The 19,491-nt window shown below is 64.1% G+C and carries 16 protein-coding genes and 1 other RNA gene; 7 read left to right on the forward strand and 10 right to left on the reverse strand.

Annotated elements, in window-relative coordinates:
- The 4 genes from IL54_RS23740 to IL54_RS18325 form a co-directional block, all read right to left on the reverse strand.
- Positions 1-943 (reverse strand): type II secretion system F family protein (locus tag IL54_RS23740; protein ID WP_081913101.1); only part of this gene is annotated, 943 nt, incomplete at its 3' end.
- On the reverse strand, positions 936-2,480 hold the full coding sequence (gene gspE, locus IL54_RS18315) for a type II secretion system ATPase GspE (RefSeq protein ID WP_052027805.1): 1,545 nt from the start codon (positions 2,478-2,480) through the stop codon (positions 936-938). The genes IL54_RS23740 and gspE, both read right to left, overlap by 8 nt.
- 17 nt (positions 2,481-2,497) lie before the next feature.
- A complete protein-coding gene (gene gspD, locus IL54_RS18320; protein WP_037477545.1) occupies positions 2,498-4,696 on the reverse strand; it encodes a type II secretion system secretin GspD in 2,199 nt (732 codons plus the stop codon).
- Entirely contained in the window at positions 4,693-5,547 is an 855-nt protein-coding gene (locus IL54_RS18325; RefSeq protein ID WP_037477547.1) for a type II secretion system protein N, read from the reverse strand. The genes gspD and IL54_RS18325 overlap by 4 nt, the downstream gene beginning before the upstream one ends.
- Positions 5,548-5,727: 180 nt before the next feature.
- Between IL54_RS18325 and IL54_RS18330 the strand changes: the two genes are divergently transcribed.
- On the forward strand, positions 5,728-6,375 hold the full coding sequence (locus IL54_RS18330) for a prolyl hydroxylase family protein (RefSeq protein ID WP_037477549.1): 648 nt from the start codon (positions 5,728-5,730) through the stop codon (positions 6,373-6,375).
- 112 nt (positions 6,376-6,487) lie between these two features.
- Here IL54_RS18330 and IL54_RS18335 read toward each other — a convergent pair whose 3' ends face one another.
- The 5 genes from IL54_RS18335 to IL54_RS18350 form a co-directional block, all read right to left on the reverse strand.
- Positions 6,488-9,157: a TonB-dependent receptor domain-containing protein gene (locus IL54_RS18335; protein WP_037477551.1), complete on the reverse strand. Its 2,670-nt coding sequence runs from the start codon at positions 9,155-9,157 to the stop codon at positions 6,488-6,490.
- 92 nt (positions 9,158-9,249) lie between these two features.
- Positions 9,250-10,845 carry a hypothetical protein gene (locus IL54_RS18340; RefSeq protein WP_037477553.1) on the reverse strand — a complete coding sequence of 532 codons (1,596 nt, stop codon included), beginning with the start codon at positions 10,843-10,845 and terminating at the stop codon, positions 9,250-9,252.
- Positions 10,846-11,125: 280 nt separating this feature from the next.
- Positions 11,126-11,509, reverse strand: a complete 384-nt coding sequence (locus IL54_RS18345; protein ID WP_037477555.1) for a hypothetical protein — start codon at positions 11,507-11,509, stop codon at positions 11,126-11,128.
- A gap of 294 nt (positions 11,510-11,803) precedes the next feature.
- Positions 11,804-12,158: a transfer-messenger RNA gene (ssrA, locus tag IL54_RS23285) on the reverse strand.
- A gap of 31 nt (positions 12,159-12,189) precedes the next feature.
- A complete protein-coding gene (locus IL54_RS18350) occupies positions 12,190-12,423 on the reverse strand; it encodes a hypothetical protein (RefSeq protein WP_037477557.1) in 234 nt (77 codons plus the stop codon).
- Positions 12,424-12,669: 246 nt separating this feature from the next.
- Here IL54_RS18350 and IL54_RS18355 point away from each other — a divergent pair, with 246 nt between their 5' ends.
- The 6 genes from IL54_RS18355 to lexA all read left to right on the forward strand — a co-directional run bounded on the left by IL54_RS18355 (position 12,670) and on the right by lexA (position 17,592).
- Complete coding sequence (locus IL54_RS18355) at positions 12,670-13,260, forward strand: anthranilate synthase component II (RefSeq protein WP_037477559.1); 591 nt, start codon at positions 12,670-12,672, stop codon at positions 13,258-13,260.
- A 159-nt stretch (positions 13,261-13,419) separates the two neighbouring features.
- On the forward strand, positions 13,420-14,415 hold the full coding sequence (trpD, locus tag IL54_RS18360; RefSeq protein ID WP_037477561.1) for an anthranilate phosphoribosyltransferase: 996 nt from the start codon (positions 13,420-13,422) through the stop codon (positions 14,413-14,415).
- Entirely contained in the window at positions 14,412-15,203 is a 792-nt protein-coding gene (gene trpC, locus IL54_RS18365) for an indole-3-glycerol phosphate synthase TrpC (RefSeq protein WP_037477563.1), read from the forward strand. Before trpD ends, trpC begins: the two co-directional genes overlap by 4 nt.
- Positions 15,200-15,670 (forward strand): cyclic pyranopterin monophosphate synthase MoaC, encoded by a 471-nt coding sequence (moaC, locus tag IL54_RS18370; RefSeq protein ID WP_037477565.1) that lies wholly within the window; start codon positions 15,200-15,202, stop codon positions 15,668-15,670. The genes trpC and moaC overlap by 4 nt, the downstream gene beginning before the upstream one ends.
- Positions 15,667-16,848: a molybdopterin molybdotransferase MoeA gene (locus tag IL54_RS18375; RefSeq protein WP_037477567.1), complete on the forward strand. Its 1,182-nt coding sequence runs from the start codon at positions 15,667-15,669 to the stop codon at positions 16,846-16,848. The genes moaC and IL54_RS18375 overlap by 4 nt, the downstream gene beginning before the upstream one ends.
- A 72-nt stretch (positions 16,849-16,920) precedes the next feature.
- Positions 16,921-17,592, forward strand: a complete 672-nt coding sequence (gene lexA / locus IL54_RS18380; protein ID WP_037477569.1) for a transcriptional repressor LexA — start codon at positions 16,921-16,923, stop codon at positions 17,590-17,592.
- Here the strand turns inward: lexA and IL54_RS18385 are convergent.
- On the reverse strand, positions 17,583-19,491 hold a 1,909-nt coding region (locus tag IL54_RS18385), incomplete at its 5' end, for a ComEC/Rec2 family competence protein (protein WP_076605593.1). The two genes, lexA and IL54_RS18385, sit on opposite strands and share 10 nt — an antisense overlap.

Below are 19,491 nucleotides of genomic sequence, written 5' to 3' on the forward strand. Positions count from 1 at the left end.
GGATGGCTTCGACAATCTCGTCCGACGCGCGGCGCAGCACCCGGTTATGGACGGTGTTGGCGGTCAGCGTCAGTCCTTCCATCAACGGCAGGCGGCTCGCCACCATGGTCGACAGCGTGCGCGCCATTCGCGCCGCATGCAGATCGCGGATCAGCTTGCCCAGCACCGGCAGCCCCAGCAAAGTCGCGTCGAACCGATAGCGGAACCGTTCATTTTTGAGCGCGCGCCAGAAGGCGACGCCGCCCAGGATCATCGCGATCAGCAACAGCCACCAATAGGCCGCCAGAAACGCCGACAATCCCATCACCATCCGCGTCAACAACGGCAATTCCTGCCCCACCGTGTCGAACTGCTCGACCACCTTGGGCACGACGAAGATCATCAACGCCGCCACCACGAACACCGCAAAGGTCGCGAGTACCGACGGATAAGCGATCGCGGTCAGCACTTTCGACCGCATCAACGCCTGCCGTTCCATCAGGTCGGACAATCGCTCCATGATAGTGGGCAGGCTGCCGGAGCTTTCGCCCGCCGAGATCATCGCGCGATAGAGCGGCGGAAAACTTTTCGGCTCCGCGCCCAGCGCATCGGCCAGCCGCCGCCCCTCCATCACGCCCGAATGGACTTTACCCACGACGGCGCGGACATGATCCTGCTCGCTCTGCCGCCCGATCGTGCGCAGCGATTCTTCCAGCGGACTGACCTGCGTCAGCGTCGCTAGTTGCCGCGTAAACAGCGTCAGTTCCTTGGCGCTCAAACGCGGGCTACGCAGCGACAGATTCGCGCGGCTGCGCGCGCTCTCGACCGCGCCCGGCTCCAGCGCGACGATGAACAGCTTGCGCGCGTCCAGCTTGGCGCGCGCCTCCTCGATGCTATCGGCCTTGATCGATCCCTTGCGGTCCTTGCCCGCAGGGTCGATCGCGACATAGTCATACTCAGCCATCGACGATCGTTTCCGCCTCGACCGAATCGCGCCGTGACACGCGGATCGCCTCTTCCGCCGTGGTCTGTCCGTCGCGCACCAAAGCGCGCGCGGCCGACCCCAGATTGGGCGCATTGAGGAAGGCATGGCGCGCGATCAGCGATTCGTCGCCACCGTCGTTGATCAGGCGGCGGATCGTATCATCGACGCGGATCGCCTCGAACACGCCGATCCGGCCCTTGTAACCCGTGCCGTTACATTCATCGCAGCCGCGCGCACGATAGATGATCGTGCCGGGGTCGAAACCCAGCAGCGCGCTGGCGGACTTGTCCGCCTGCACCGGCTCGCGGCAGCTCTGACACAATCGCCGCACCAGCCGCTGGGCAATCACCGCGCGCAGCGTGGAGGCCAGCAGGAACGGTTCGACCCGCATGTCGCGCATCCGCGTGATCGCGCCGACCGCGTCATTGGTATGGACGGTGGACAGCACCAGATGCCCGGTCAGCGACGCTTGCACCGCAATCTCCGCCGTCTCGCGATCACGGATTTCGCCGACCATCACCACATCGGGGTCCTGCCGCAAAATCGCGCGCAACCCGGCGGCAAAGGTCAAGCCGACCTTGGCATTCACCTGGGTCTGGCCAACGCCCTCCATCGCATATTCGACCGGATCTTCGACGGTCAGGATGTTGCGTGATCCGTCGTTCAACTGGCGCAAACCGGCATAGAGCGTGGTCGTCTTGCCCGACCCCGTAGGCCCGGTGACCAGAATGATGCCATTGGGTTCGCTCAGCCCCTCGCGGAAAATCCGGTCCGGCGTCCCGTTCATCCCCAACAGATCGAGCGTGATCCCCGCATTTTCCTTGTCGAGAATACGCAGCACCACCCGCTCGCCCGCCCGGCTTGGCAGGGTCGACACACGCACGTCGAGCAGCTTGCCACCCAGCGTCAGGCCGATGCGCCCATCTTGCGGCACGCGCCGTTCGGCAATGTCGAGCCGCGCCATCACCTTGATGCGGCTGACCACCACTGGCGCGACATGCGGCGGCATGCGCAGTGTTTCGCGCAACACGCCATCGACGCGCATACGGACGATAAGCCCCGTCTCATAGGGTTCGATATGAATATCCGACACGCCCTGGCGCGCCGCTTCGGCGATGATGCCGTTGATCAGGCGGATTGCGGGTGCATCGTCCGCACTGTCCAGCAGATCGTCGGCCGTTGGAATGTCAGCGGCAAGAATATCCAATTCGTCCGCGCCGACATCCAGCGATCCCGCCATGGCGGCCGCGCTGCCCTCCATCGCATAATGATTGGACAGATGCCGGTCGAACTCGGCGGGCGTCGTGAACACGACGTCGAAACTGCGCGCCAGATGACGCCGCACTTCGAGCAGCACGCGCGGATCGCTCCCCTCCCGCACGCCAATCGTCAGCCGCTCGCCTTCGATCGGCAGCATGACGACGCCATTCTTGCGCGCGAAGGTGTAGGGGATGTCGATGGGCCGCGGCGGCGCGGGGGGAAACGTCCCGATGCCGGAAGCAGCGTCCGCTGGCATGGCTGAACCCGTGTCGCTCACTGCTGACCTCCGCTTGGGGGCAGATCCACCGGCCGCACCACGCCGCTCGACTGCCGCACGATCGGCTCGATCACTTCCGGCTGCGCAGGCGCCACCACCGCATCGGTCGGCTGCGGCGGCAACGGCGGCGTTGCCCCCATATAGTCGCGGACCAGCTCATCGATGGTCGGCTCCATGTCGGGGTTGCGCTGCAACTGCATGCCCCGGACATAGCCATAACGCTGCTGCGTCAGCTTCTGTGCATCCTCCTTCGACCGCAAGATCGTCGGGCGGATGAACACCATCAGGTTCGTCTTGGTCCGGCTGCGGCTGCGCGACTTGAACAATTCGCCCAGACCCGGAATGTCCGACAGCAACGGAATCCGCTCGATCGTCTTGCGCTCATTATCGTCCAACAAGCCGCCCAGCGCCAATATCTCGCCATCATCGACCGTGACCGTGGTTTCGATCTCGCGCTTGTTGATGATCAGGTCGCTGCTCGAATTGCTCACCGGCCCGGCGACGCTCGACACTTCCTGCCGCAGGAACAGCTTGATCGCGCCGCCCGTATTGATCTGCGGCTTCACTTCCAGCTTGATGCCGACATCCTGCCGCTGGACGGTCCGGAACTGGTTATCGAAATTCTGGCTCAGCGCCTCGCCGGTCGTCACCGGCACCTGCTGCCCGACCAAAATCGACGCCTTCTGATTATCGAGCGTCATCACCGATGGCGTGGACAGCAGATTGCTCTCCGTATCGGACTTCACCGCATTGATGATCGCGCCGAAAATGCCATTCTTGCCGATGCTCCCACCAAGGCCCGCGATCGCCCCGGTCGCACTGGTCAGGCTGTTGATCGCCGCCTGCTGCAAGGTGCTGGCCAGGTCGCCGCTATTCTGCACCTCGGTCGTGGTCCGCGTGCCGTCGGGCGCGACCACAGTCGTTGTCGTCGTACCCAGCTGGGTCGCGCCATAGGCTCCCGCCAGTGTCAGCAAATTGGGCGATGCGTTGGAATAGTTGGAGGCAGCAAAGCCGGTCGAAGTGCTGCCGAGCAGGAATTGTACGCCGAGCTTCTTGGCCGCCGCATCGCTGATCTCGACGATGATCGCCTCCACCAGCACCTGTTCGCGGCGCGTGTCGATCTGGCGGATCGTCTCGCCCAGCATTCGCTGCACATCGCTATTGGCCGCAACGATAATCGCGTTCGCGCCTTCGTAACGGGTGACGATCGCCGGACCACGGGTCGAAATGCCACTCCCACTGGAGGAACCCGAAGACGCAGCCGCAACCGGGGCCGCAGCCTGCGCAGCGGGCGCGGCGCTGCCGCCCGCTGCTGGCGTGGAGGCGGTTACCGGCTGATTGGTCGACTGCCCCACCAACTGTTGCAACACCGGCAACAGCTTTTCGGCATCGGCATGTTCCAGCCAATAGACGCGGATTTCGGTGCCGCTCGCGGCCTGCTGGTCGAGCTGACGCGCCATGGCAGAGAGGCGGGCGACGGTATTGGCATCGCCCCGGATGGCAATCGCGTTGCTGCTATCGATCGGCACCACGGTAGCGGCCGAAGCCACCGCATTCTCCCCGCCACCGCTGCTCGCGACCAACGCCTGCAGTGACGTCGCAATCTCGCGCGCACCGGCATTTTTCAGCATCACCATCTGCGTTGCCGACGTGTCGCGATCGACCCGCGCGATCACCTGGCGGATGCGGGCGATATTATCGGCATAGTCCGCGACCACCACACTGTTGCCCGCACGATTGGCCGTGACCGACCCCTCCTTGCTGACGAGCGGGCGCAGCGTTTCCAACGCGCTCGCCGCATCGATCGAGCGCAGGCGGAACACCTCGGTCACGAAGCTGTTGCGGCTGGCACCCCGGCCGACGCTACTCGGTTGGCCCGACGCGCCATCGGCGGGCTGGATGCGATAGGCACCGCCCGGTGCGGGCACCGCAACCAGCCCATTGGCGCGCAGCGTGGACAGCACGATCTCGAAATATTCGGAACGCGACAGCGGCCGGTCGGTCACGACCGACACCTTCCCCTGCACCCGATTGTCGATGATGAAGGTGCGTCCCGTCACCCGCGCCGCGTCCTGAATGAAGGCGCGAATATCGGCATCGCGGACGTTGAGCGTCTGCTGCGCCATCAGCGGCGCGGCGATCGGCGTCGCCAGCGCGAGGGCAAGGGCGGCGGTGTGGAGGAGTTTGCGGGTCATTGGCCTTGCACGATCAGGTTGACGGAGGCGACGGCAGCGCCGCGCTCCACGGTCAGGGACAGGCGCGCACCGGGCGCGATCTGGTTCTGGATGGATTGCAGGTCGCCGATCGGCTGACCGTTGATCTGGGTGACGATGTCGCCGGGGCGGAAACCGGCGCTGGCAAAGCCCGGCCCCTTGGCGCTCACCGCCAAGCCTGTAACCCGGCCATTCTGCATCCGGGGGGCAAAGCCGATGTCGCGCTTCAGACTATCCGCCGTAGGCCCGGAGCCGATCGGCGCAACCGACCCTTCGCCCGGTGATGGTGATGCGTCGACAGAAGGCGCGCCACCTTCGGGCGCGGCGGCGGGTGCCGGGGTCGATTGATCGATGAAAATCTGCTCTTCCGCCCCGCCTCGGTCGATCGTCACATGGTCGAACGCGACAGCCTTCAACACCACACCGGGCATGATTTCATCGCCCACGGCAAAGCTGTTCTGCACGCCATCGGGCGACGCGATGATGGCCGATCCCAGCCCGGACCCTTCATTGACGCGCACGCCATAAAGGGTGAGCGCCAGCGACGTGACCACGCCATTGCCCGACGGTGTCGGCGCATCGCTGCGGAAGAAGGGGTCGAAGGACGCGAACAACGCCTGCCGCGCGCTGGGCGACAGGATTTGCGCTTGGCGCCCTTCCCATGGTCCGAAGCTGCCGACCGGCACCACGACTGCCCAGACGAGCCGCACCAATTGCAACGCCAGCAGCATCAACAGGCCGCGCTCCAACAGGCGCCACACGTCGAACGGCGGCAAGCCCCGCGGTCTACGCTCGCTCCACCCGCGCACAGTCTGGCCGAACGGCACTCGCATGATCTGATGAAGCCCCCTTTGATATGGGAGCCTGCTAGGCATTTCTTCTTACGGCAAGATGACGTTTATATGACTGTAATATGACATGGTAGTAGGCACGCACATCACTTGCATTTTGGCGGCTGAACGATAGCAACGGCGGCGTCTTTACCGCATCCGACCGCCATTGCAGGACCGACCATGACGGACCAGACCATAGCAGCCGTCGCCGACGGCGATCCCGCCTGGATCGGCGCGCACGCCCGCGTGCAGCGCGTGCCGAACAAGGAACTGACCCTGTTCATCCTGCGCGATTTTCTCTCCGCGCAGGATTGCGCCGCGCTGATCGAGCGAATCGACGCCCAGCGTCGCCCCTCCACCATCGCCGACGCCAATGGCGATGGCTATTTCCGCACCAGCGAAACCTGCGACCTCGATCACGGCGACCCGTTCGTCGCGGCCATCAACGCCCGGCTCGACGCCTTTGCGGGGATCGCGACCGCCTATGGCGAACCGATCCAGGGGCAGCGCTATGATGTCGGGCAGGAATTTAAGGCGCATACCGATTATTTCGACCCCAAGGGCGCGGACTATGCGACCTATTGCTCGGTCGCGGGCAACCGCACCTGGACCTTGATGGTCTATCTCAACGAACCGGCCGCCGGAGGCGCGACCCGCTTCACCAAGATCAGCAAGACGGTCCAGCCCCAGACCGGCAAATTGCTCGCCTGGAACAACCGTCTCGCACCCGGTCAACCCAACCCCGCCAGCATCCATCACGGCATGAAGGTACGCAGCGGCGTCAAGCATGTCATCACCAAATGGTATCGCGAAAAGCCCTGGGGCTGAACCGACCACTGGAAAGCCATAAGCGTCCAAACGCAAAACGACCGGCTCGCACGAAACGAGCCGGTCGCTTGGCAAACCGCAGGGCCGCGTGCAGGCGGCCCCTTGGCTTATATCAGAATGCCACCGTCATCGACGCGGCAATCGTGGTCCCGATCTTGTAGCGGTTATAATAGACGCGGTTACCATCCTGTTCCTGGAACTCCTGGAACTTGCGGCCCAATATGTTGCGGGCTTCGAACTTGAACTCGCTGTTTATGCCGCCCGGCAGCTTGACGCCCTGCCGCGCCACGAAGTCGAGTTGTACGCCCGGCCGTTCCTTGATGTCCGGCTGCAGGTTGGGACCACGGCTGGTCACGCGGTCGCTGGCATAGGTCAGCAAGAGCGTCTGCTGCGACAGCTTGTCCGTGTCTTCCAGGCCGATCTGCAGGTTGACCAGATGGTCCGACTGACCCGTCAACGGCACGCCGTCGAGGAAGAAGTCGGACGCGGCTGGCGGATCGCCCACGGTATAGGTGTAGGGGATAGTCGTATCGCCATCCTGCACCTTCAGTTCCGACTGGGTGTAGGTGTAGTTGCCGATCAGTACAATGCGGCGGCTCTGGAAGAAGGACGAATCCGACCAGCCGTCGAGCGGGATATATTTCTGCACTTCCAACTCGGCGCCATAGAGCGTCGCTTCGGGCGCATTGGCAAAGCTGGTGGTGACATTATAGGTGTCGGTGATCGTGGTGTAGGTTTCGATCGGATTGTCGATCTTCTTGTAGAAAGCCGCAACCGTGATCCGCTCGTCACGCCCCATATACCATTCCGCCCGAACGTCGGCGTTCCACAACTCGCTGTCCTGCAAGAAGGGGTTGCCGCGGAAGAAACGGTTGGATTCGGTGTCGAGATAAGGCTGGGCAATCAATTCGCGGAATTGCGGCCGGGCAATCGTCTTGGACGCACTGGCGCGCAACTGCAGACCCCTGGCCGCTTCAACCGTAACCGTCACGGCTGGCAGCCAATAATCGTTGCGGATCTCGTTGAACGGCGTCAGGCCCGTGCTGTAGACGTCCACGCCGGTTACCGACATATCGCCCTTTTCGTAGCGAACGCCCGCGTTGATCGACAGGCCGGGGAACAGTTCCGCCTGCACCTGGCCATAGCCGGCATGGGTCCGCAGCGCTGCGTCATAAACGGGGTAGTTGCCCGAAAATTCCAGCAAGCCGATATCATAGAGCTGGATCGACGCATCCGACAGCAGGAAGTCGGGACGCAATTGCTGCACGGGGATCGGCAGGTTCACCGCATCGAAGTGCAGTTCGTAACGCGACGACCGACGCTTGGTATCGTTGAAGGCATAGCCTGCCGTCAGCGAGAAGCCCGGTGCGATCTTGTAGCTCAGATCGACGCCCGCGAACCACAGATCTTCGTTCAGGTCGCTGAACGTGACCGACGCATCACCGCGTTGACGGTTGAGCGCATTGACGAAACGGTCACCGACCGGATCGATCGCCAGATCGCGATTGGTGCGAACATAGACGAACTCGCGCTCATAGGGCGCTTCCCGCTGCGAATTGGCAAAGCCGCCGCGCATGTCGAGGCTGAGCGCATCGGACAGCTTGAACTCACCGACCAACTGGGTGTCGATCAACTGCCGCTCATACCAGGCGGTATTCTGCTGCAGGAAATCGGCTTCCTGAATGGTGCCATCATTCTGACCGATCGCCAGCGCGCTGCGCTTCAACGTGTCGCGAATATAGAGGTTGGTCCAGCGCAGCTTCTGGTCGCCCAGTTCCAGTCCGAAGCCGACGAGGCCGTTGACCGTGATTTCATTGTCAGTGCTGACCTGATTATAGCTGCGGCCCGCACCGGCCGCGACGTCGAGCGACGCCTGCTGCAGGTTTTCGCGGGTGCGCCACTTGTTGCTGTAGGACGCGGTCGCGATCACACCCAACCGTCCGTCGCTGCCGACATCGACGGCGGTGCCGCCGTTGATCGAGCCCGAAAAGTTGAAGGGCGCGCTGTTGGTCCGCTGAACGACCGACGTGGCGGAGTTCAGGAACTGCATCGAAATGGCCTGCTGTTCGGCCCGGCTCAGATTCGGGAATGGCACGCCGCTATTGATCGCCTGCTGAAGCAGCGGCGGTACATCGCGCGAGCTGTCGTCGAAACCGGTCCAGTCGGACTTGGCCCCATAATGGGTATAGCCCATCTGGCCCGACGTTTCGGTATTGGCCGAGCTGCCGACGCCGATTTCCAGATAGCTTTCGCTCGGAATGGCCTTGGTCGTCAGGTTGATGACGCCGCCGCCGAATTCGCCGGGGAAGTTGACCGAATAGGTCTTCTGCACCAGCGTCGATGCGATCACGCTGGTCGGGAAAATGTCGAGCGGAACGACGCGCTTCAAGGGTTCGGGGCTTGGCAGCGGCGAGCCGTTGAGCAGGGCGAGCGAATAGCGATCGCCAAGACCACGGACATAGACATAGCCGCCCGACACGACTGACAGGCCCGTCACGCGCTGGAGCGAACCGGCGATATCGCCTTCGCCCGTGCGGCGGATGTCGGCGGCGGACAGTACGTTCACCACCTGCGGCGCGGCCTGCGACACATTGCTGGTGCGACGACCGGTGACGACGATGTCGGCACCAGGGATCGACACATCGACCCCGTCCTGCTGCGCGTCTTCTTGGGCAGCGGCGGGCGACACGGCACCACCGGCGTCGATTTGCGCCATGGCCGCAGGCGCGACCAGAGCGGATGAAATCAGGAGCAGGCGCGCCAGGCTGAGCGGCTTCGACATGCTAAATGTCCCCCTTTGGGATATGCAGTGCAAAAGAAGGCGGGGAAGCGCAGATGCACGCTCCCCCGCCCCTGTTGAGGTCGTGGGTCCGATCAGGTCGTCGGAATGGCGGTGCAGTTACCGCTGGTGCTGTCGAAGCTGGCGGTCACCGAGTTGCAGGTCCAACCGGCATACCAGGTGTCGCTGCTGTCCTTGACCGCACCGATATAGTTGGTGGTGTCGAACGCTGCGTCGAGCGTCTTGGGGTCGATCGCGGTGCGGGCCGTTTCGGTCGCACCGTTGATGAACAGGCTGGTCAGCGACGGCGTGTAGCTGATCGTGCTGTTCGCACCGGCTTCGAAGATCGACTGGACGGCGGCGGCATCGACGCCACGGCTGCCCTTGAACGGCGTGCTGTTGCACTGCATCACAACCGAGATGTAGCGCGGCTTGCCCGCGTCCTGCAGCGCCGTGTCGGCGTCGCGGGTCGTGGTCGTGCTGTCGATACGCAGGCAGCTGTTGGTCGGCGCAACGATGATGCCGTTGGCCAGCGTCAGGTCCGCACCGCCGCGCAGCAGCATGGCCGCACCGTTGCTGCCCGTGGTCGAACGGTGGATGTAGGTGAAGTTTGCCATCTTCAGATACTGACGCGGCAGCGCATCTTCGCCATTGTTCGCGGCCGAACCACCGTTGGAGTCGGTTTCGAGGAAGCCGTCGCCAATGTCGTTGCCAGCGCGCTGGGCGCTGATGACATATTGCACGGTGCCGCGATAGCCGACGTCGGAGTCGAAGTTATCGTCTTCGTTGCCGGTCAACACCAGATGCTTGAAGTGGACGTTGCCGCCGAAGGCTTCGATGCCATCGTCCGAGCTGTTGTGAACCTGGATGTGGTCAAGCTGCGTGCCGCTGCCGACGCCCGAAGGGGTCAGACCCTGCAATTCGCTGCCACCGGCGAGCGCGAAGCCCGAATAGCGGATCTGCACATAGGACATGCGACCCGAATTGTCGGCATCGTTGGCGCCGCCATACAGAGCGCCGCTGCTGCCTTCCGTGTCACGTTCGCACGCGACCGTGCCGGCCGCTGCTGCAGGCGCGATGCAATCGGTGATCCGCGCACGGCCAAGCAGCACGACGCCGCCCCACTGCTGCGACGTCTGATCGTCGGCGTTGCCCAGGACGTTCGATTCGCTGGTGAAGATGATCGGCTGCGATGGCGTGCCAACAGCATTGATCTTGTTGCCGCGGTTGACGGCCAGATAGGCCGCACCCGTGGTCGCAAATACGACAACGCCGGGCTCGATGTTCAGCGTGACTTCGGTGTTGGTGCTGGCGGCACCCTGGTCGGTGCCGACGTCGACACGGCCGGGGAGCGAGTAAAGAACACCGGCAACCTTCGGCAAGGTGGTGCTTTCGGTGAAGCGGGTCGGGAAACCACAGTTCAGCCAGGTGTTGCCATTCTTGTCCGAAATGGTGCCGCGCGCGGTCAGGTCAGCCGAGCCGGAGATGTTGGGGCATTCCGCCGCCGGGGTCACGCCGGTCGGCGTGGGGGTCGGCGTGGGGGTCGGGGTTGGCGTCGGCGTTGGCGTCGGCGCGGGAATGACGATGGTGCCTTCGCCGGGCGAGGAGATGTCGTCTGCGCCGCAAGCGCTCAGACCGACGCAAGCGCAGCTCGCCATCAGGATCGTTTGGATACGGTTAATCTTGGCCATGTCGTCTCCGCTCCGGCTGCTGCCGGGATATGTTCAGGATGCGGAGCGCAGGGGAAAATCGAATCGGATAACGCCCCCTGTCACCCTCAAGGAGGGCAATTAGGCGCGGGACGTGACAGGCTTGTTGGCATTCCATGACATTGGAGCGTCATTTATATGACGTTTATATGACTCACATGTCACTATGATGACAATGGCCATAAGGACAAGGGTAAGGGCGCCGCCCTTATGAGCGACACCCTTACCCTATAATATGAACTTGAATGCAAAGGTTGAATAATCAGCGCATGGCATAGTTCGTTTGCAGTCGACCCATCGCACGGCGCGCAATGTCGCGCGAAGACGCTTCTTCGCCATTGGCCAGCACCAGCACAGATTCGGGCGCAAAGCGCGCGCTCTTATAGGCATCATGCGCGTCGGCGACGCGACCCATGCCAAGATAGGCATGGCCCAGGTTGATCAGTCGAGCCGGATCGCTCGCCGCATCCGGGCGGACCGCGTTCAGCCGGCGCGCAGCCTTGTCGAAATCGCCGCGCATCAGTGATCCTGCGGCCAGGCGGCCATCGGGCACGCCCACGACGACGACCTCGTCCGGTGCGGCCTGAGCCATGCCCGGCGCGACACAGGCCAGCGCAAAACCCATCATTACCGCTACCGTCTTCATCCCAATTCTCCTGAAAAAAACTTCTTACTATAGCCAGGAGTATTTCATTTAGATGACATGGACGCAAGAGTGCGCATTTTCGATGAAACAGATTTGTTTCACGTAAAAACAGCAGCTTATGAATATTTCATCCCACTGTCATAAAAGCGTAATCGAAAGGACAGGTCCATGTCCATCGATTCGCGACGTGAGTCGCGGGTAAGGCTCCGGCGAAGATCGCACGCGAAGCCAAGAATAACGATGTCAGGGAATAAGGTCCGGGAGGTTCTGTTGCCCGGCCCTCCCGGAGGCCGCTGAATTCCCTTCTGTTGCCCGGTGGGTTCAACCGCGCTATTTTAGGGTAACGTCAGGCCGTGAGGCCCTCAGTTACGCTGCAATGGCGAGTGCTTCGTTATCGTTGGCACTTGTGAGTTTTGCACAGTTTAACGGCTTACACGGGCCGGGTAAAAACATCGCCTTTGAACACACGTCGATCCTAGTTCGGCCCCGTCAGACATCCCGCCGGGCATGAAGCCCATCGGGATATGTGGTGGAACCGCCGGGTACTGCCCCCGGGTCCGCTGCGTCTATTATACGACACAATTTATCACCATAGCCGGGCGAACCCGGCACGCTCTATATGCGCGTGCCCGCACGGCTTTTCAAGATGTTCCGTCAGCGTTGCGCGCCGACAGACTCTATCAGCCCGCCGACCGCGGCTGCCGCGCCAGGAACAGGGACGACCGCACCACAGGCGTATCGATCAGCTTGCCCTTCATCAACGTCCGCAATCGCTCGGCCCCGTCCGGGTTCAGCATCACGACCCGCGTACCCCCGGCCGGCAGCGCCTCGATGGTCGAAATCGCGAGAGTGTGGCGTTCGCACATGGCTTTGACGTCGGCCAGTTCCGCCTTGATATTGATGGCGCGGCTCATATGCCCTGGTCCTTCGAACCAGTGCGACAGCCTATATAATGGTTGAGATCGCCCAAGAGGGTCGCTCCTTGCTGGCAAGCGGGAGCGCGATCGTCTCTCGGTCACGCGAATGCTTGCAGGCAGGGTTCGCGTCGATGGCTGCCCATAGCAGGCGCAACGCCCCTCTGTCGCGCTGTTTCGGTTGCGATATTTCTTCACACGCCCCCGCTTCCCCTCGTCCGCAGACCGCCCTATAGCCTTGTCCCCATGATCCTCGTCATCGACAATTATGACAGCTTCACCTGGAACCTGGTCCATTATCTGATGGAACTGGGCGCGCGGGTCGAAGTCGTCCGCAACGACGCCATTTCGGCAGGCCAAGCTCTCTCCAGCGGTGCCAAGGCCTTCCTGCTCTCGCCCGGCCCCTGCACGCCGAACGAAGCGGGCGTCAGCCTCGACCTCGTCGCCGCCTGCGCCGACGCGGGCGCGCCGCTGCTCGGCGTATGCCTTGGCCATCAGGCGATCGGCCAGCATTTCGGCGGCAAGGTCGTGCGCGGCGGCCTGATGCACGGCAAGACCTCACCCGTCACCCATGACGGGACCGGCTTGTTCGCGGGCATCCCTTCGCCCTTCACCGCTACCCGCTACCACTCGCTGATCGTCGAGAATATTCCTGCCGAACTGGTGGTCAATGCGACCAGCGAGGATGGCTCGGTCATGGGCTTCCGCCACGCAACCCTGCCGATCCACTCGGTCCAATTCCACCCCGAAAGCATCGCGACCGAACATGGTCACGACATGCTGGCCAACTTCATGCGGATCGCAGGTATGAAGGTGAAGATGCGCGAAGCCGCCTGACGCCTGTCCTACTGGGATGGGCTTTGCTATGCTGCGCCGGTCACTTTCCAAATCTGTCGGCAATAGGAAATCATATTTCAAATTGTGCGGGAAAAGTGCGAAGTTAAGCCCTAACGGCCTCTCGACTTACTGGCCCTGTCCCGACTAAGGCGAAGCGTCATGACCCGCCTGCCCGACCCCTCCTCCTCGCCGCTCGACGCGCAGGCTGCCGCCATCGCCTTCGACCTGCTGTTCGATGCGGACCTGCCGGAAGCGGAGATCGCGACCTTCCTCGTCACTATGGCCCGACGCGGCGAAAGCGCCATCGAAATCGCCGCCGCCGCCCGCGCCATGCGCGCCCGCATGATCCCGGTCACCGCACCCGCTGGCGCGATCGACGTCTGCGGCACGGGTGGCGATGGCCATCATACGCTCAACGTTTCGACCGCCGTCTCGCTGGTGGTCGCCGCCGCTGGCGTGCCGGTCGCTAAACATGGCAACCGCGCCGCCTCCTCCAAGGCTGGAGCCGCCGATACGCTCGAAGCCCTCGGCCTGAACCTCGACCATGCCGCCACCACCGCCGAAGCGACGCTCGCGGACTTGGGCATCGGCTTCCTCTTCGCCCAAAACTACCACCCAGCGCTCAAGCGCCTCGGACCCATTCGCAAGGCGATCGGTGAGCGCACCATCTTCAACCTGATGGGACCGCTCGCCAATCCGGCGGGGGTCCGCCGCCAGCTCGTCGGCATCGCCCGCCCGGCCTATGTGCCCATCTATGCCGAGGCGCTGGCCGAACTGGGCGTCGACCGGGCCATGATCGTATCGGGCGACGAAGGCCTGGACGAACTCTCGCTGGCGGGCGGCAACGACATGGCCGAAGTCACGGGCCACCGCCTGATCGCGATGCACCGCATCACCGCCGCAGAGCTTGGCCTGTCCACCCACCCGGTCGAAGCCATCAGAGGCGGCGATGCAGCCCATAATGCCGCAGCCCTGCGCGCGCTGCTCCAGGGCGAGACCGGCCCTTATCGCGACGCGGTGCTGCTCAACGCCGCCGCCGCCCTTGTCGTCGCCGATGCCGTTGCCGACCTTCGCGAAGGCGTCGAGGAAGCCGCCGAGACGATCGACCGCGGCCTCGCCAACGCCCTGCTCAATTGCTGGATTGCCTATACATGACCAACAAGCTGATCGAGATTTGCGATTTCAAGCGCGAAGATGTTGCCCGACGCAAAGCCGTAACCAGCATCGCCGCGCTCCACGCCCGCGCCAGCGAACAAACGCCCCCACGCGGCTTCCGCAAAGCACTCGACGATGCGGCCCGCTCCGGCTTCGGCCTGATCGCGGAGGTCAAGAAGGCCAGCCCGTCCAAGGGCCTGATCCGCGAAGATTTCGATCCCCCCGCCCATGCCCAGGCCTATGCTGCGGGCGGCGCGGCCTGTCTGTCGGTGCTGACCGACGAACCCTATTTTCAGGGTCATGACGATTATCTGATGGCCGCCCGGTCTGCCTGCGCGCTGCCGGTCTTGCGCAAGGATTTTATCGTAGATCCCTGGCAGATTCTCGAAAGCCGCGCGCTCGGCGCCGACGCCATCCTCATCATCGTCGCTGCCCTGGATGACGGCCAGATGGCGGAGATAGAGGACACTGCGCTCGGCCTCGGCATGGACGCCCTGATAGAAGTGCATGACGAAGCCGAACTCGACCGCGCGCTCAAACTCCGCTCGCGCCTGATCGGCGTCAACAACCGAGACCTGCGCGACTTCACCGTCGATTTCGCCCGCACCTATGAACTGGTGGGGAAAGCCCCCGAAGGCTGCACCTTCGTCGCCGAAAGCGGCCTCACCGGCCATGCCGACCTCACCGCCATGGCCGACCATGGCGTCCGCTGCTTCCTTGTCGGGGAAACATTGATGCGCCAGGCCGATGTCGAAGCCGCCACCCGCCATCTGCTGACCGGCGCATGAGCGATCTCACCCATCTCGACCCCGACGGCACCGCGCGCATGGTCGATGTGTCGGCCAAGACCGTGACCGCGCGCGAAGCTGTCGCGGACGGGCGGATCGACATGAGCCAGGAAGCGGCCGCCGCTATCCTCGCTGGCCTGGTCAAGAAGGGCGATGTCCTCGCCGTCGCACGGGTCGCGGGCATCATGGCCGCCAAGCGCACCGCCGATCTCATCCCGCTCTGCCACCCGATCGCGCTCAGCGCCGTGACGATCGATTTCGACCTGGACGACACCGGCGTCCGCGTCACCGCGTCAGCCCGCACCGCAGGCCAGACCGGCGTCGAGATGGAAGCACTGACAGCCGCCTCTGTCGCCCTACTCACCATCTACGATATGGCCAAGGCGATCGACAAGGCGATGGTGATCGACGGCGTACGCTTGCTTAGCAAGACCGGCGGCAAGTCGGGCGACTGGCATAGGCCATGAGCCTGCTGCCCGTTACGGAGGCGCAAGCCCGCCTGTTCGCACTGGCCAACCGGCTGCCGGTCGAGGACGCGCCGGTAACGTGCTGCGCCGGACGCTGGCTCGCCCACGATGTCATCGCGCAGCGCGCTCAACCCTGGGCCGACCTCAGCGCCATGGACGGCTATGCCATACGCGCCGCCGAAGCGCCCGGCCCCTGGCGCGTCACCGCGACCAGCAGCGCAGGCGGCACGCCACCGCCACCGCTCGCGCCGGGCGAAGCCTGCCGCATCTTCACCGGCGCGCCTTTGCCCGAAGGGGCCGACGCCATCCTGATCCAGGAAAACGCAACCCGCGACGGCGATCACCTGAGCGCCAGCGCGGACCCGCTCCCTTCCGGCCGCCACGTCCGCCCCACCGCGTCGGACTTCACGCAGGGCGCACCCCTGCTCAAAGCGGGCTCGCGGCTAGGCCCGACCCAGATCGCGCTGGCCATACTGGGCGGCCATGGCTGCCTGCCCGTCGGACAGCGGCCCAAAGTCGCGCTGCTCTCGACCGGCGACGAACTGGTCCCGCCAGGCGCACCAACCCCGCCGGGCGCGCTCCCCTCCTCCAACGCCCCCATGCTCGCCGCCATGCTGGCCGCCTTGCCCTGCGACGTCATCGACCTCGGCATCGTCGCTGACGATCTCGACGCCATGGTCACAGCGCTTGATCGCGCGCGTCACGCCGACATCATCGTCTCGACCGGCGGCGCATCGGTCGGCGATCATGACATGGTCCGCCCCGCTTTCGCGCAAGCGGGCGGTACGCTCGATTTCTGGAAGATCGCCATGCGCCCTGGCAAGCCGCTGATGGCCGGACGCCTTGGCGACGCCCTGTTCCTGGGCCTGCCCGGCAACCCCGTCTCGGCCTTCGTCACCGGCACTCTGTTCCTGCTGCCTTTGGTCCGCCATATGGCGGGCGCAAGCGCTCCGCTCCCCCTCCTTCACGAAGCTCGCCTCGCTTCCCCCCTCCCCGCCACCGGCGACCGCGACGATTATCTCCGCGCCTTCCGCAGCGAAGGCGGCATCGTCTCGGTCACCTCGCAGGACAGCGCCGCCACCGCCGCCATGGCCCTGGCCGACTGTCTGATCCGCCGCCCCGCCGCTTCAACGCCCGCCGCCACCGGCGACACGGTGCAAATTCTGCCCCTGCCCTAGATCACCCGGCGCTTGACTAACCTTCATCTGTTTCCTATGCGTTCCTTATACGTTCCACGGAGGACCGCAGCCATGTTGACGCCCAAACAGCAGGAATTGCTGAGCTTCATTCAAACCCGGTTGGAAGAAGGCGGCGTGTCGCCCTCTTTCGAGGAGATGAAGGATGCGCTGGATCTGCGCTCCAAGTCGGGCATTCATCGCCTGATCAATGCGCTCGAAGAACGCGGCTTCATCCGCCGCCTGCCCAACCGCGCGCGCGCGCTTGAAGTCTTGAAGCTGCCCGATGCCATGCACCGCATCCCGGCCCCGGTCATTGCGCCCAAACCGCAGGTGTCGGCACCACAACTCATTGCCGCCAATGACGTCATCGAAATCCCGATGCACGGCCGGATCGCAGCAGGCGTCCCGATCGAAGCAATGGAAGGGCAGACGATGTTGTCGGTGCCCGCCGCGCTGCTCGGCGCGGGCGATCATTATGCGCTGGAAGTGTCCGGCGATTCGATGATGGAAGCCGGCATTCTCGACGGTGACTTCGCGCTGATCCAGCGGACCGAAGTCGCGCGCGAGGGCCAGATCGTCGTCGCCCTGATCGACGAAAATGAAGCCACGCTCAAATATTTCCGCCGCGAAGGGCAGAGGGTTCGGCTGGACCCGGCCAACAGCGCCTATGAGCCGCAAATCTACGACCCGCGCCAGGTCCAGATCCAGGGCAAACTGGCCGGACTGCTCCGCCGCTATAATTGAGGCCGGGGCCGCGCATCGAACGAGCGCGTTTTAGACGGAGCATAGCGGCGCGATCGCTTGGGGATGGGCGCGATCCAGGGATGCGCGTCACCCGGCTGGCGCACGATGCGAATGGTGGCATGGTCCAGATCAATGGCCATGCCACCGGTTCGCGCCAATAGGCGACGGTCGATCTTGAGCCAACGCGGGCGGCACCAGCGCGGCAGGCCACGATCGGCAATGACGATATCCGCCGCCGCGCAGTCGCGGGCGAAGGTCGCGCGGTCCACCAGCATGTTGCTGCGGGTCACGAGCAACTGCCACGGCCGACCACCCGCCATCAGCCCAACCGCGCATAAATCATCCGAACAACGCGCCTGCGGCAAGCGCGCGATCGGTTCCAGCGCACCATCATAGCCCGCGCTTTCCGACAAGACATCGCGCACATAATCGCCCGCCCCCGCACGCAATATCGCCATGCGACCATCAGGCGTCCGCACCGCAATATGGCGGCCATCGCCGGTCACCAATATGTCGGGCGGCGACAGCAGCAATATCGCGATGACCCCCGCCACCACCGGCCCCAGGCCCAGCCAACGCCACCGGCTGCGCCACAGCAAACACCAGAGCAGCCCCGCCATCATCCCCGCAAAAACGAACGTCGGCACCGACGGCGTCAACATCGTCGCCCAGGGACTGGCCGACACCCCATGGGCGATCATCAGTAACAGCGTCAGCGCCTGCTGCGTCAACCACCAAAAAGGCGCGCCAAGCCCGACCACATCGAACAGCAAGGCGAGCGCCTCCAGCGGCATCACGACAAAGGTCGTGAGCGGGATCGCGATTATATTGGCAAAGGCCCCCAACATGCCCGCCTTGTGAAAATGGAACAGCGCAATCGGCATCAGCACCAGTTCGATGACGAAGCCCGTGGCCAATGTCACCAACAGCATCCGGCCGGTCTTGCGCCAACGCGCCTCGTCCCGCGCAGCGGCAAAGGCGCGGAACCGCTTATGTTCGGCCAAGGCCACCAGCGCCGTGACGGCGGCAAAACTCATCTGAAAGCTCGGCCCGACCAGCGCTTCGGGCCAGATGATAAGCACGATCAGCGCACCCGTCGCCACCAGCCGCAGCGTGATCGCATCCCGCCCCATCGCTAGACCGCCCAGCACCAGCAGCGCCGCGATGCAGGACCGCACAGTCGGCACCTCCGCCCCCGTCAGCAACGTATAGCCGACCCCCGCCAGCGCGCCCCCCGTGGCCGCGATCAGCATCAAAGGCCAGTTGAGCGCCGCCCGGCGGCTGAGCGCCATCACCCGCATCAACAGAAAGATGACAGCCCCGATCAGCGCCGTCACATGCAACCCACTGATCGACAACAAATGCGCCAACCCGCTATTGCGCATCGCTTCGGCATCCACCTCGGCAATGGCCCCCTGATCGCCGGTCGCCAGTGCGATTGCGATGCCCTTCGCCGGATCGTCTACTTGTCCGGCAATATGCGTAAACAACCGCGCCCGCAGCCGCGGCGCACCTGTGGCAGGCCGCACCATCTCGATCGGCTTCAGCGCCTTGTCGGTCGCGCCTATGCCCTGGAAATAGGCCCGTGCGGCAAAATCATAGCCCCCCGGCACGCTGGGCGGCGCTGGCGGCATCAACCGCACCCGAAAGCGAATCCGCGCACCCTCGCCCAACCCATCGGGCACGTCGCTCTCCGCGATATTGACCCGGATGACTTGCGGCAGGGTCGGCGCGCCGACCGGCCGCAGCATCGCCCGCACCATCTGCTGCGCCGGAACCGCACGCACCGACAGGACATCGCCCGTGACCTGCACGAACGTCGCCCGCGCCAGCGGCGGCTCCCCCAGCATCAGTGCCTTCCCCCAGATGAGAACACACCCCATGCAGGCCAGCACCCCG

Source organism: Sphingobium sp. ba1 (assembly GCF_000743655.1).
Classification (GTDB): Bacteria; Pseudomonadota; Alphaproteobacteria; order Sphingomonadales; family Sphingomonadaceae; genus Sphingobium.

Bases quoted from the DNA above. Each gene is read 5' to 3' on its own strand.
- gspE (WP_052027805.1), bottom strand. From the start codon at position 2,480: ATGCCAGCGGACGCTGCTTCCGGCATCGGGACGTTTCCCCCCGCGCCG.
- moaC (WP_037477565.1), top strand. From the start codon at position 15,200: ATGAGCGATCTCACCCATCTCGACCCCGACGGCACCGCGCGCATGGTC.
- IL54_RS18325 (WP_037477547.1), bottom strand. From the start codon at position 5,547: ATGCGAGTGCCGTTCGGCCAGACTGTGCGCGGGTGGAGCGAGCGTAGA.
- trpD (WP_037477561.1), top strand. From the start codon at position 13,420: ATGACCCGCCTGCCCGACCCCTCCTCCTCGCCGCTCGACGCGCAGGCT.
- IL54_RS18335 (WP_037477551.1), bottom strand. From the start codon at position 9,157: ATGTCGAAGCCGCTCAGCCTGGCGCGCCTGCTCCTGATTTCATCCGCT.
- IL54_RS18330 (WP_037477549.1), top strand. From the start codon at position 5,728: ATGACGGACCAGACCATAGCAGCCGTCGCCGACGGCGATCCCGCCTGG.
- lexA (WP_037477569.1), top strand. From the start codon at position 16,921: ATGTTGACGCCCAAACAGCAGGAATTGCTGAGCTTCATTCAAACCCGG.
- IL54_RS18355 (WP_037477559.1), top strand. From the start codon at position 12,670: ATGATCCTCGTCATCGACAATTATGACAGCTTCACCTGGAACCTGGTC.
- trpC (WP_037477563.1), top strand. From the start codon at position 14,412: ATGACCAACAAGCTGATCGAGATTTGCGATTTCAAGCGCGAAGATGTT.
- IL54_RS18375 (WP_037477567.1), top strand. From the start codon at position 15,667: ATGAGCCTGCTGCCCGTTACGGAGGCGCAAGCCCGCCTGTTCGCACTG.
- IL54_RS18350 (WP_037477557.1), bottom strand. From the start codon at position 12,423: ATGAGCCGCGCCATCAATATCAAGGCGGAACTGGCCGACGTCAAAGCC.
- IL54_RS18345 (WP_037477555.1), bottom strand. From the start codon at position 11,509: ATGAAGACGGTAGCGGTAATGATGGGTTTTGCGCTGGCCTGTGTCGCG.
- gspD (WP_037477545.1), bottom strand. From the start codon at position 4,696: ATGACCCGCAAACTCCTCCACACCGCCGCCCTTGCCCTCGCGCTGGCG.
- IL54_RS18340 (WP_037477553.1), bottom strand. From the start codon at position 10,845: ATGGCCAAGATTAACCGTATCCAAACGATCCTGATGGCGAGCTGCGCT.